The sequence below is a fragment of the Bombella pollinis genome (assembly GCF_026385485.1).
Classification (GTDB): domain Bacteria; phylum Pseudomonadota; class Alphaproteobacteria; order Acetobacterales; family Acetobacteraceae; genus Bombella; species Bombella pollinis.
Map to the genome: position 1 here is coordinate 1 of NZ_JANIDX010000005.1, position 12,879 is coordinate 12,879.

Sequence of the window (12,879 nt, forward strand, 5' to 3'; positions counted from 1 at the left end):
CCCAGCCGACCCCTGTTACGGGCTGGTTTGATATGGGATTTTACAACTCCCTAGACGGATTCCCCCCTGCCTCAGAGCTACTCCCTCTCACACCAGAACAGTGGAAGAACCGATTGCCGTGCGGGCAGGCGGTAAAAGATGGCAAGATTGTTCCATATGTTACTCCAAAGACATTAGACGGGCAACGGGCTGTTTTGTCTGGCCTAACGAACCAAAAAAAGGCGTTGGGCGTTTATTTCCAGCCCTCAGCCACCTCTTCCGCCGTGCTATTCCCCTCTGATGATACGTCATACGCCAACGCCCTGCAGCAGGCGCAGGTTGCTCAGCTAGGCGCGTGGACTGACGGCACGGCATGGACGCTGGCAGATGGCAGCTCGGTACCGATGAGTAGTGATGATGTCACCGGACTGTTCAAAAAACTAGCGAAATATCGCGGGGCTTGTCAGACCCACGCTGCCGCTCTGAGCAAACAGCTAGAGAATGATTTAAATACCGACCTTACAGCAGGATGGCCGGGCAACCGATAATTGTCTCATCTTGTAATAAAAAAATAGGCTGCTTTCTGATAGCTACCCCAATAGGGGGCATAAATGGCAGATAATATTGCTGAATTAGTCGATCTCATTGGGAAAGAAGAGGCACTCAAGCTGGCACGATCGTGCCCGGTAATCTCCGGGCGTCGTGTTCTATATGTTCCTGTGCGGATTAAGAATGCGGCTCGTTACGCAAAGGTAATTAGTGAGGGAAGTGTAAAAAAACTGCACTCTTCCCTGGCAGGTTGCCAGATCAGCTTGGGAGACCCAGACAATTGGGAGCGCAAGCAACGGGCGTTAAAAATGCTCACAGACCCAACTATCCCTATCGCTCGCATCGCAGCGGAAACTAAAACCCCCCGTAGTTTTCTTTATCGTCATTGGTGCTGACATGAACAATCCAATTCCTCCAGAATGGAGAAGCGCATTAACATTAGGAGTTGCGGGTCTCTTTGGGAGTGCATCAGCAATTCCATCAATGCGATTTCAAGCTATTGAGCAAGCCGCTTTTTATATTTTAACGGGCGTTGTCTCAGCAATTTATCTATCCCCTGTCATCACCGATCACTTTGGAATTAACATCTCAGCTAGTGGATTCCTCTGCGGATCCTTTGCCGGGAGTGTGATTGCCAAGGTGATTGAATTAGTTAGATCATTACGATTGCAAGATATTTTAATTGGCCTGTTCAAAAAGGGAGGCGATTGATGGTCTGGGATCTATACAAGGTCGCGTCAGCCGCCATTATGGTTTGGGCGTTAGCGCATTTGTTGTTCGGCAAGTCGATTGGAATAATTGGGAAGTTACTGTTCTTTTTAACAGCAATCGAGGCAGGAGCGATCTGTTTGCCTGCGCCGTGGCATCTGCCCTGCCCAGAAGCAGTCCTGCCCGTTGTTGCTGTAACGGTAATCTATCAAGAACTTCGTTTGGCAAAGCGGGTTAAGTCATTACTTGATAAAAAAATGGGTCCTTCCCAGAAGTTTTAAGAGGCGGTGGGGCCAACCTCCCGGTTTTTCCCTTGTGCGAGGCATTTCAAAACTGACTTTTTGTTTATATCGAATTGGATGAATTTGTGGCTGGGGCTTCTGGTGGAAAAATAGTCAACAGGCAGGGCCTAGCAGAGTTTTTCGGGGTCTCCCTACCCACTATAGATGCGTGGGTCAGAAGTAAAGTTCCCTACCTCCAGAAGGGCGGAAAAGGCAGGGAATGGCAGTTCGATACTGCTGCTGTGGTGGAGTGGCGTATCAGACAGGCTGAAGAAGCCTCCAACAAAAAGCTAGCCAGCCTTGAAGCCATCGAGAAAGAAACAGCCAGGGTCAAACTGGAGCAAGAAAAGCTGAAGTTAGCACATGCCAAGGCTCTAGTCGTGCCAATGGACCAGATGGAAAGAAGACTCGCTATCGTATTCGCAGAGATCCGTACCAACCTGCGCAACGTACCAGGCAGGGTGTCGTCGCTCATTCTTGGAGAAACGAATGAGCGCAAGATGGTGGCGGTACTGATGGAGGAGATCGACCGATCACTAGCAGGATTGGCAGATTTCGATACGAACAGCCTTGATGAGAGCATTGATGACTCAAATTGACATGGAGGAGTTTAATAACTGGCGTGGCTGTGCATCCATCCTGCGCTCTGCCCTGCGCATGTTGAGGCCGCCGGACAACCTAAGACCCTCTGAATGGGCAGAACGAAACCTGAAGATACCAGAAGGAAATAGGATTCCGGGGTTCTACCGGGTGATGAATGCTCCCATCCAGAGGGAACCTATGGACCAGTTCGTGAATCCTGAATGCCGTCGGGTGACGCTGATGTGGGGTGCACAGATCGGGAAAACCACCTGTGCGCTGGGGATGCAGGGGTTTGCGATTGCCCAACGCCCGAGATCCCAGATGATGATGCAGCCGTCACAAGGCGACCTAAAGACATGGCTTGAAACCAAGTTCAATCCACTCACAGAGGCCAGCGAGAGCATTGGGCGGCTCATAGCCAAGCCCAGGGGACGTGAGGGTGTGAACAATCAGGGAATGAAAAGTTATCCGGGTGGTTTCATCATGTTCGCCTGGGCAGGATCTACAAAGACCATGCGTGGGCGATCTGCCCCATTTATCGTGTGCGATGAGGTGGATGGTTACAACACCACCGATGAGGGCAGCCCGGTTTCCCTGATCTGGCAGCGCGCTGCGACATTCGGGGATGACCGTTTTCTTGTGGAGATTTCCACCCCTACCCTGAAAGAAGCCAGCTATATCGAGCAGGCATTTGAGGCCGGGGACCAGCGGCATTTCCATGTGTGCTGCCCTGATTGCGGGGAGATGCAGATACTCACATGGGGACGCGTTTCCTGGGCGGGCCGGAGATCCACGGAGCTGCATGATGCTGCAAAAGACCTGCATGACGAGCATGACCCTGCCACCGCAGCTTATTGCTGCGAACATTGCGGAACGCTGTGGAATGACGGGCAGAGAGTGCAGGCCCTCCGAAGCGCAGAGGAACAGGGCGCGGGATGGATTGCGACAAAGCCATTCAAGGGGCATGCCTCCTACCACGCTTGGGAGGCGTACAGCACCTTTCGGCGGCTGGAAGACATCGTGCAGGATTACCTGGACAAGCTGAAGCTGGATGACCTGCAATCATTCGCCAATGTATCGCTATCCCGCACCTATGAGATCAAGGGAGACCGGTGCGATCCGGAGAGCCTCTATGCCAAGCGGGAGGCATGGCCTGACCACTGCCCGGATGGTGTGCTTTATGTCACGCTGGGCGCGGATATGCAGATGGACCGGCTGGAATATGAGATCGTTGGCTGGGGCATGCATGGCGAAACGTGGAGCCTAGAATATGGGGTACTGTGGGGCGACCCATTGGCAGGGCAGGTCTTCTTTGACCTGGGACAGATCATCAAGACACGGCGTTTCACCCTGCGGGACGGAACGGAGCTGGGCATATCGGCCTCCTGCCTTGATACGGGTGGCACGACAGGATACCCACAGGCGGCCTATGACTGGTTGAAAGGCAAGACGGGGCGACGCATCTTTGGTGTAAAGGGCTATTCCCCCTCATGGGGTAACCCCATTGTGCCCGGGCCCCAACGCAGGCGTTCTGGGCGGGCGCGACGCAAGGTGGACATCTTCCCCGTGGCCGTGGATGAGGCCAAGGTGGTCATCTATCGGCGCATCAGCCAGACCGTAGGAGCAACCACGCCTGGCGGTCCAGGGTACATGCACGTCCCCGATACCCGGGAAGAAGAATGGTTCAATCAATTGACCGCGGAATCACTGGTCACCCGCAAGGGCAATGTGAATCGGCGCGAATGGGTTAAGTCGTCCAAGGCCCGCAACGAGGCCCTGGACTGCCGTGTATATGCCTATGCTGCCTTGCAGATCATGAAGCCAGTCCTGAAGGCAGAGGCTCCACAGGAAGCCCCTAGCCGCCCCGACCAGATGGAAGCACCGATGGGGCAGCGGGAGCAGAAACAGGGGGGCCAGTCTGTGCAGGAAGTGACACCCCCACCCAAGATGAAAAAACGGAGGGTCTGGCGACCGCCGGGGCGGTGAGCTGTCCTACGGACCAGAGGGTTAACGAGGCTCTTAGGAATGGGCTGATCCTGTCCCATCCCGTTATAAAAAACCGGGCGCATGACCGGTATCCTCATCGCCAGCAACAGGGAGGTTCAAAGGCGCATGAGGATACCGGAGACATTTACGGCAGGAACGACGCTGCGCCTGCGGGCTGGTACGGGGACCGTGCTGATCCTGCGGGGGGCCTGTACGGCGGACCTGTCGGCCGATGGGGATGGTATCGTCCTGGCCAGTGCTGCCGTAACCAAGGAATGGCTCCCCGGGAATGTGGCATATTCTCTACGAAAAACCGAGAAAAACGGCGATATTTCTGAGATTTCCAGCGGTTCCATGCTGATTCTCCCCGATATTTCCAGCCTGCCCGCTGGGGCGGATACCCGTAGCCAGAACCGGCGAACCTATGATGCAATCTGCGCTGTTATCGAGAACCGGGCCAGCCGAGACCAGCAGGAATACAAGATAGGAAACCGCGAGCTGAAGCGGTTGCCTATCTCCGACCTGCTCAAGCTGAGGGCTGTGTTTGGCAGTTTCGTTGCTCAGGAAAATGGACGCGCCGGGTTTGTCGAGCATAAGGTGCGCTTCTGATGGCGGGAATCTGGAATGGGCTGAAGCGGGCGTTGGGCGGCAACACCGCCCCTGCCGCGCCTGTAGCAGACTGGGCTCGTCCAAGGATGGGACCCAATGTGCGGGCGGGAAGGTCGTTCCCCGTGTCCGGAAATATGCCCTTCAACAGTCATGCCGCATGGGCCACACCCCGGTTAGTAGGGCAAATTGAAGCGGGCCGCGTGGACAGGTTTGGTTCTTCCTGGGTAGGCACTCCCACCACGCCGGATGAACAGATCCGCATTTACGGGCGCATCCTTATTGCCCGCTCCCGGGATATGGCGATCAACGATCCTTACATGCGCGGTTTCGTGCGTAAATGCCGGGCTAATATTATTGGCCACGGCGTGAAGCTGCGTTGTCTGGCCAAGAAGGCAAATGGCAAGGAGGATGGCCGCCTGAATGGGGCCGTGGTGGCATCGTGGGTGGACTGGTGCAAGGCGAAAAACTGCGACGTGACGGGGCGAGAAGGATTCGTGCGGCTCTGCCTGACGGTGACATCCTCCCTGGCCGTGGACGGGGAAGCGTTTGTGCATATCGTGCAGGATGGCCCCTATGGTATCCAGCTTCAACATATCGATGCGGTACGCTGCCCTCATGATTATGATGTGGATGAAAATAAAGGCACCTATATCCGGGCAGGGATTGAGTACGATCGTTCCGATCGGGTGATAGCCTATTATTTCCTCAGCGATGATTCCCACGGCTCCTATTATGGACTGGAGGGACAGTCCTATATACGCGTGCCCGCGGAAAATATCTGCCACGTCTACCGCCAGGAGCAGGCTGGGCAGAAGCGCGGTTTCCCCTGGGCTACATCTGCCCTGTATCGGCTGAAAAACCTGAAAGAATTCGAGGACAATGCCGCCCTTAACGCCCGTGTCGGGGCTGCGAAAATGGGCCTCGTGACGTGGGATGATGACGCTGGGCCAGAGCGTCCTGATGATGACCGCGCCATTCATTTTACTTCTGAAGCCGGAACATTCCTTGAGCTGCCGACCGGGGCCAATCTGGAAAAATGGGATCCCGCATTCCCTGACCAGGCGTTTGGGCCATTCATAAAGAGCGGGCTGCGCGCAGCTGCTGCCGGAATGGGAGTTGGCTACAACAGCCTAGCCAACGACCTAGAAGGAGTTAACTTCTCATCAATACGGGCCGGTATGCTTGACGAACGGGAGCTGTGGAAAGAGGAGCAGCACCTCGTGATAGAGCAGTTGATAGAGCCGATTTTTGACCGATTCATCCGGCTGGCCCTGCTGAGCGGGAAAGTGACGGATGGCACAGGATATGTGGTGCCTCCTACAAAGCTTGAATCCATCTTGCGGGCAAGCAGCTTCCACCCGCGCCGGTGGGACTGGGTGGACCCAAAAAGCGATGTGGTGGCCAATCAGAAGGCCATGGATGCGCTCATCAAGTCCCCGCAGCAGGTCATCCGCGAGCGAGGGCAAAACCCGGAAGATGTGCTGGACGACTGGGCCAGCTGGGCCAAGGCATGCGAAGCGCGCGGCATCCCCAAGGAGCTGATGCAGGTGGCCTTTGGAGAGCAGGTGAAAACGGCGGTCACAGATGAGCCGGACAATGACGATGAATAGGGGACAGACTGATGGAGATTAATGAAATACTTCGCAAAGCAAAGGCGGAGGGAGGAAAGCGCGTTGCCAATGTGGAGAATATTGACGCTGGGAACAGGACAGTATCCCTGGCCTTTTCCTCCGAATCTGCGCAGGTGTCCAGGTGGTTCGGTACGGAAATTCTCGGGCATAAAGCCGGAGAAGTTCGACTGGACCGTATCAATGATGGTGGCCCCCTGCTTATGGATCATGACTGGACAGACCAAATCGGCGTTGTGGAAAATGCCCGCATTGATGGCGACGGCGTGGGGCGGGCTACAGTCCGCTTTGGGAAGTCACCCAGGGCTGACGAGATTTTCCGGGACGTGCAAGATGGTATTCGCCGGCACGTCTCTGTCGGATATGCCGTGCGCGGCATGCAGCTAATCTCCGATGATGAAGAGAACGGTCCTGTTTACCGGGTAACAGACTGGGAGCCGACAGAGATCAGCATGGTTTCCGTCCCGGCGGACCATGGCGTGGGTATCGGGCGGGGACTGTCCCATCCCGATATAAAACCGCCGGAGGGAATCGTCGATAATCAGGGCAAAAATACGGGTACGCCTTCACAATACAACGGAGAGAACAGAATGAGCGCAGGGGCAGCTAACGAAGGGCAGAAGCCAAATCCGGATACGACTGCTTTGGGGGCACAACCGACGCGGGATTATGAGAGCGAAAAGCGCGCAGCCATGCGGGCCGAGCAGGAGCGCGTGAAGAACATTCTCGACTTAGGACGTCAGTACGGGGCAAGTGATCTTGCTGCCGAGTTCGCTGCCAACCCACAGGGCACTGTTGAAGGCCTGTCCCGTGCCCTGCTAGAGCGAACTGGCAAGACATTTGCTGTTCCTGCCCCCTCCACAGATATCGGCATGACAAAGCGGGACTTACGTAATTTCTCTGTCCTACGAGCAGTAAGGGCGATGACGGCGCAGGATCGTCGTACTCGTGAAGCCGCAGGATTCGAGTTTGAGGTGTCTCAGGAGGCCGCAAAGCGGCAGAACCAGCGCAATGCGGACGGGATAATCATTCCTTCGGACGTTTTACGTCACAACCTGTCAGATGATTTCAGTCTACTGCGTGACGGCTCTGGGACAATGAACACGGCATCCAACGGGCAGACCGGTGCCGGTAGCACGGGCGGTGCGACCGTCCAGACCTCCGTTCTGGCGGGCAGCTATATCGATATCCTTCGCAACAAGGCAGTGTTCGCCCGCGGGGCGCGCATGCTGGGCGGCCTGGTGGGGAATATCTCCATCCCGCGCCAGACGGCAGCAACGCAGGGATACTGGCTGGGTGAAGGGGATGATGCCACCTTCTCCGCCATGGATTTCGGCGCGGTTGAATTGAAACCAAAAACCGCAGCAGCCAACACCGTAATCACCCGCCGCCTGCTGGAACAATCCAGCATGGACGTGGAGATGCTGGTGCGCGCCGACCTAGCCAAGCAAATGGCGTTGGTCATCGACTATTCAGGCTATTACGGGCACGGTGGTGACAAGCAGCCGCTGGGGCTGGCCAACATGCTGGGCATCGGAGGCGTAACCTTCGCCGGGCCGCAGCCGACATGGCAAGAGCTGGTCGAGCTGGAAACCATGATCGCCGAGAAGAACGCCGATGTGGACTCCATGCGCTTCAAGGCCCGGCCCGCCTTCCGCGGCTATGCCAAGACGGCGCTCAAGTTCAATGTCAACGGCAGCCAGATCATTTGGGAAGATGGCGGCACGGTGAACGGGTACCCGGTTGACGTGACTAACCAAGTTGCCACGGGTGACCTGTTCTTCGGCAACTTCGGTGATGTGCTGATGGGCATGTGGGGTGGCCTTGAGCTGATCGTGGATCCCTATACCCGCTCCACCGCCGGGAACGTCGTGCTGACCACGTTCCAAGACATCGACTGGCAGTTCCGCCGGACGGAAAGCTTTGTTTATGCTAAGGGCGGTGCACCGGCAGCCTCTAGCGGAAGCACAGGCAAGAGTGGCTCCTGATGCGAGAATATATCGTTCTGAAAAGCTTCTGGATGAAGGGGAGACTTTATCGCATCGGAGATAAGGTCAGCCTTTGCCCCACAATGGGGCGTCTCTTCGAGGCTGATTTGAAAGTAGAGGATGCCGAGTCCCGCAAGGCTCGGCGGCACTGATGCCTGCTCTAGCGTGGGAGAATCTGGGAGAGTTCTTGGACACTGACGATTTCGCTTTTCTGGCGATGGTCGCGGGGGGCAGGACGTTCCCGGTCATCATTGACGAGGATTACCAGCGCGAGGCCATGGGCGGGTTTGTCATGACGACTGCCCAGCCCACGGTTGTGGCTAGGGAGAAAGACCTTGCCGGGCTGAAGAAACGTCATCGTATCACCGTGGCGGGCGTGGACTACTGGCTGACGGATGACCCGGAACCCGATGGCACAGGCATGGCCACGGCCCCTATCTCCCGCTCTAGATTGGTGGACGGGAATGCCGAGAAGTTTGCCCAGCCCGCCCCGGGAACAGAAGAGAAGTGGCAGGGATAAAGCGGAATGTCGGACATGGAAGAAAGTCTCACCTTCAGCGCCTTTTCTACTGAGGGATGGGAACGCTTCCAAAGACGCATAGATCAGTTCCTGCCGACAGAAGATATGCTGTGTCGGGCCCTGAGTTCTACCAACGTCCGCATTTCCAGAATGATCCGGGCGAAGGCAGCGCGGGAGTTGACGGAAAAGCTGGGCATGCCCAGGGCGGCAATTTATCATAGATTCAAATCATTCCAGACACGTACGCGGATCCGTGAAGGCAAGTTCTGGATGGGGCTAGACGGGGTGCCCTTCATCCAGTTGCGGCCCGTGGAAAGCGGGCGCGGGGTCAAGACTCAGGACGGCAGCTATTATGAGGAAGGCGCTTTCATCACGCGCCGGCGCACGGGGAAGCGTCTGCTGGCCGTGTTCAAGCGGACCGGGAAGGCAAGGCTGCCTGTCACCGTGCCGCGGGTAGATATCTACGATCCCTGCCTGCTTTGGCTGACCCAACAGATCAACCATCCAGATTTCCAGCGAGATTATTTCCGGAGACTGGAGCATGAGATCAAATGGCGGACAGTGGGAAATGAATGACAGTCTGAAAACAGACCTGCGCGACCTCCACCAGCGCATCCGTGATGCCGTGGCTTCCCGGTTCCCGGCCTTCAAGGTGGTTGAGTTCTACCGGGATGAGGAAAGCGAAGATCTGCCGACTCCGGCATGCCTGCTGGAGCTGGAGGAGATGGAATATCATGAGGAAGACTTGGGGACGGATCAGATCATGGTGTCGCTACGCTTTTCGGCCCGGCTTGTGTTCAGCCGGGAGGGCGGGCCTGACGGGCTGCTGAATGTTCGTCTGGCGGCCTCGGACGTTGCGGCATTTATCAATAAAAACCGCTTCGGAGGACGGGTGTTCCCTGCCCGCGTCCTTTCCTGCGGAACTGACTTTTTCCGGCCCGACCTGACCGACCGTTATGCTATCTGGCGGGTGGAATGGCACCATGAGCAGGCCATTTTTGGCGTGAATAGCTGGGACCAGGCGGATGCCGCCGGGCCTTCCCCAAAATCCATCATTGTGAACGGAGAACAGATCAATGCCTCATAGAGCTGTGCTAGGAGACCACGACAACCAGCTTGCCAATACAGCCCGACTAGGTGTCATCTCCGAGGTACAGGACGACCGGGCCAGGGTGAAGATCGGCGCGACCGAAACGGATTTGCTTCCCTTCATGCTGCGCCGGGCGGCAGAGGATTATGACTGGTGGCAGCCCTCTATTGGGGAACAGGTGGTCGTACTGATGCTGTGGGGCGACCCCTCCCAGGGCGTCATCCTCGGGGCCGTGGCGCAGGATGCTCACCGGTCCCCGGCTGCGGGGGCAGCATGGGGGAAAAGGTTCCGAGACGGAACGGTGCTGACCTATGACCCGGAAAGCCATGCTCTGACAGTAGCAGCTTGGCAATCTCCTGTGACGGTGGTGTGTTCGTCAGTTACAATAAAAGCACATGCTGCCACGCTGGACGTGCCGGAGGTACATTGCACTGGCAGCGTGAAGGCTGATGGTGATGTGACGGCTGGCAGTGTGAGTCTGCAAGGGCATGTGCATCAGGTGCAGGCTGTGGGAGCACCTACGGGGAAGCCGCAATAATCTGTCCCATTCCGTTATAAAACGGCCAGAATTGTTCCTCTAAAATCCGCGGCAGAAAGACGGAGTGAGGAATGGCCCAAAAAGATTTTTTGCATGGCGTTGAGGTAAAGAACACGCCTGTCACGCAGCCTGCAGTGGATGTGAACATGTCCACCATCGGAGTGATCGGAATTGCCCCCTACGCTGACCCTGCCGTGTTCCCTTTGGACACGCCGGTATTGGTGTCGGGCAGCGACACGCAGACCATCGGGGCCCTAACAGCCACTGCCCCTGCCGGGGCGGCTGATATTGGCACCCTCCCGGTGGCTGTGTCCTCTATGCTAGACGAATGCTCTCCGCTCATGGTCATTGTGCGTGTCTCCGGCACGAACAGCTACGACCCCGGAACCATCCCGGCCATTGTGGGCGGCATTGACAGTGCCGGAGCCTACCATGGGGTGCATGCCTTCCTCGCGGCGGAAAGTGTGACGGGATACCGTCCTCGCCTGCTCTGTGCGCCGGGCTATACCAGCCAGCGCAGCAAGGGGGCCTTGGCCGGAGTCAGCATCGCAGCGGCAGGGTCTGGATACACACCGGGCACTTACCCGCTTACTATCACCGATACTTCTGGAACAGGGGCTCAGGCTCATGCCGTAGTGGGATCTGATGGCACTTTCATCAATGTGGAGATGACGGCCAGCGGCAGCGGATACAGCAAAAGCCCGTCTTTCTCACTACCTTCTGCCGTGGGCAATGGGAGTGGGGCCAAATTTTCTGCAGAGGTCGCCGATCTGGACAACGCAGTGACTGCCGAGCTGAAGGTAATTGCCGACCGGCTACGCGCGGTTGCTTTTGTTGATGGGCCGAACACCAACGCTACAGCTGCAATCAATGCCGCCAATGAGGGCGGAAGCCGGGTCATGATGATTGATCCGTGGATCGTCAGGGAGACGGATGGCGTTTCTGCTGTAATACCTCCCTCTGCCAAGTTCGCGGCGTTGCAGGCCTATAGCGATATGCAGAATGGCTTCTGGCGTTCCCTGTCGAACCAGGAACTGCACGGGGTAATCGGGCTGGCCCGGCCCGTGGATTTCGTCATGGGAGACGAAAACAGCGCGGCCAATATCCTCAATGCGAACAGCATCACGACTATCATCCGCCGGGCCGGAACGGGGTATGTGAGCTGGGGAAACCGGGCACTGGACGGATCCTTCCTATGTGTGACCCGTACGATTGATGAGATTAGCGATGCCCTCCTTCTGGCCACGATGCAGTTCGTGGACATGGGTATCACGAAAAACTTCGTTACCGAGGTGGTGGCCTTCGTCAATTCATATCTACGACAGCTCATCAGCAAGGGGGCAATCACAGGCGGGAAGTGCTGGGCGGATACCAGCCTGAACACGGCCAGTGCCGTAACGAACGGGCAGGTTTATTTTGATTTCGATATCGGGCCTGTTTACCCGGCGGAGAGGATCACCTTCCGCAGCACGATCAATGACGGGTATGTCTCGACCATCTTCACGGGGAGCAACAGCTAATGGCATTGCGCCGGGTATTAAAGAACGTCAATCTGTTCTTTGCAGGGAACAGCTTCGCGGGTGAGGTTGTAGAAGTTAATCTTCCCAAACTAAAGGTGAAGACCGAGGAGTTCCGCGGCGGCGGCATGGATGCCCCTGTGGATATCACGCAAGGAATGGAGAAGCTGACCACGGATTTCAGCGTCAAGGAGTTCAGCCCGCTCCTGCTGGGGTCTGCCAGCCCGCGGGAGGGCGCGGATCAGTCCTTCATCATGCGCGGAGCATTGGAGGACTGGGACGGCACTGTATCTCCCATGGTGGTCATCATGCGCGGCAAGGTCACGGAGATGGATCGCGGCTCCATGAAGCCGGGCGGTGAAGCGCAGGTGAAGATCAGCATGACGCTGGATTACTACTCCGAGGAGATCGGAGGCGAAATGGTCACGGAAGTGGATGTGATGAACATGACTTACCTGACAAATGGCAAGGACGCGCTGGCCGATATCCGCAGCGCGCTGGGCATGTGAGAAAGGAAAAGACATGAGCGAGAAAGAGATACCGACCTGGCTGAAGGTCAATGAGGACCATTCTATTACTGTGACCCTGTCCCGGGATTATGACGAAGCTGGCAATACCCGCAATACCATCACATTGCGGGAGCCTACCGCGCGGGAGCAGCGGCAGTTCGCTCCCACCTCGGACAAGGCCAGCCCCGCACAGTTGGGTGCGCTAGAGGAAAAGATGCTGGCTAATCTGGCAGACGGCCTCCCGCCAGACTTTCTGGGAAATTTAGCACTACGGGACTACCAACGCCTCGAAGTCGCTTTCAGTTTTTTCACAGACTGAGGCCGGGAGACGTATTGAAGGGGGCCATGGCACTGGGGCAAGCGTGTCATTGGTCCCTATCTGATTGTTTGGATCT

16 protein-coding genes are annotated in these 12,879 nt (G+C 56.7%); all 16 read left to right on the plus strand.

Going from position 1 to position 12,879, the window contains the following annotated elements:
* The coding region (locus NQF89_RS05655) for a DUF4376 domain-containing protein (protein WP_266137733.1) at nucleotides 1-527 on the plus strand (527 nt) is incomplete at its 5' end.
* A gap of 63 nt (nucleotides 528-590) precedes the next feature.
* On the plus strand, nucleotides 591-923 hold the full coding sequence (locus NQF89_RS05660) for a hypothetical protein (protein ID WP_266137734.1): 333 nt from the start codon (nucleotides 591-593) through the stop codon (nucleotides 921-923).
* A 1-nt stretch (nucleotide 924) separates the two neighbouring features.
* Entirely contained in the window at nucleotides 925-1,239 is a 315-nt protein-coding gene (locus NQF89_RS05665; RefSeq protein WP_266137735.1) for a hypothetical protein, read from the plus strand.
* Nucleotides 1,239-1,517, plus strand: coding sequence for a hypothetical protein (locus NQF89_RS05670; protein WP_266137736.1), 279 nt, complete (start codon nucleotides 1,239-1,241; stop codon nucleotides 1,515-1,517). The genes NQF89_RS05665 and NQF89_RS05670 overlap by 1 nt, the downstream gene beginning before the upstream one ends.
* Nucleotides 1,518-1,603: 86 nt before the next feature.
* Nucleotides 1,604-2,116 (plus strand): terminase small subunit, encoded by a 513-nt coding sequence (locus NQF89_RS05675; protein WP_266137737.1) that lies wholly within the window; start codon nucleotides 1,604-1,606, stop codon nucleotides 2,114-2,116.
* Nucleotides 2,103-4,085: a phage terminase large subunit family protein gene (locus NQF89_RS05680; protein ID WP_266137738.1), complete on the plus strand. Its 1,983-nt coding sequence runs from the start codon at nucleotides 2,103-2,105 to the stop codon at nucleotides 4,083-4,085. Before NQF89_RS05675 ends, NQF89_RS05680 begins: the two co-directional genes overlap by 14 nt.
* A gap of 126 nt (nucleotides 4,086-4,211) precedes the next feature.
* Nucleotides 4,212-4,694 (plus strand): hypothetical protein, encoded by a 483-nt coding sequence (locus NQF89_RS05685; protein ID WP_266137739.1) that lies wholly within the window; start codon nucleotides 4,212-4,214, stop codon nucleotides 4,692-4,694.
* A 122-nt stretch (nucleotides 4,695-4,816) separates the two neighbouring features.
* Nucleotides 4,817-6,304 (plus strand): phage portal protein, encoded by a 1,488-nt coding sequence (locus tag NQF89_RS05690; RefSeq protein ID WP_266137740.1) that lies wholly within the window; start codon nucleotides 4,817-4,819, stop codon nucleotides 6,302-6,304.
* An 11-nt stretch (nucleotides 6,305-6,315) separates the two neighbouring features.
* Nucleotides 6,316-8,310 carry a phage major capsid protein gene (locus tag NQF89_RS05695; protein ID WP_266137741.1) on the plus strand — a complete coding sequence of 665 codons (1,995 nt, stop codon included), beginning with the start codon at nucleotides 6,316-6,318 and terminating at the stop codon, nucleotides 8,308-8,310.
* Between the two features lie 151 nt (nucleotides 8,311-8,461).
* Nucleotides 8,462-8,830, plus strand: coding sequence for a head-tail joining protein (locus NQF89_RS08905; protein WP_457851385.1), 369 nt, complete (start codon nucleotides 8,462-8,464; stop codon nucleotides 8,828-8,830).
* A 6-nt stretch (nucleotides 8,831-8,836) separates the two neighbouring features.
* A complete protein-coding gene (locus tag NQF89_RS05705) occupies nucleotides 8,837-9,406 on the plus strand; it encodes a hypothetical protein (protein WP_266137743.1) in 570 nt (189 codons plus the stop codon).
* The gene (locus NQF89_RS05710) at nucleotides 9,399-9,917 is read left to right on the plus strand and encodes a hypothetical protein (RefSeq protein ID WP_266137744.1); all 519 of its coding nucleotides are present in this window, start codon (nucleotides 9,399-9,401) and stop codon (nucleotides 9,915-9,917) included. The genes NQF89_RS05705 and NQF89_RS05710 overlap by 8 nt, the downstream gene beginning before the upstream one ends.
* Nucleotides 9,907-10,458, plus strand: coding sequence for a phage baseplate assembly protein V (locus NQF89_RS05715; protein ID WP_266137745.1), 552 nt, complete (start codon nucleotides 9,907-9,909; stop codon nucleotides 10,456-10,458). Before NQF89_RS05710 ends, NQF89_RS05715 begins: the two co-directional genes overlap by 11 nt.
* A gap of 71 nt (nucleotides 10,459-10,529) precedes the next feature.
* A complete protein-coding gene (locus NQF89_RS05720; protein WP_266137746.1) occupies nucleotides 10,530-11,978 on the plus strand; it encodes a phage tail sheath subtilisin-like domain-containing protein in 1,449 nt (482 codons plus the stop codon).
* Nucleotides 11,978-12,484, plus strand: coding sequence for a phage major tail tube protein (locus NQF89_RS05725; protein WP_266137747.1), 507 nt, complete (start codon nucleotides 11,978-11,980; stop codon nucleotides 12,482-12,484). The genes NQF89_RS05720 and NQF89_RS05725 overlap by 1 nt, the downstream gene beginning before the upstream one ends.
* A 70-nt stretch (nucleotides 12,485-12,554) precedes the next feature.
* Nucleotides 12,555-12,803: a phage tail assembly protein gene (locus NQF89_RS05730; protein WP_266137748.1), complete on the plus strand. Its 249-nt coding sequence runs from the start codon at nucleotides 12,555-12,557 to the stop codon at nucleotides 12,801-12,803.
* Nucleotides 12,804-12,879: the final 76 nt, after the last annotated feature.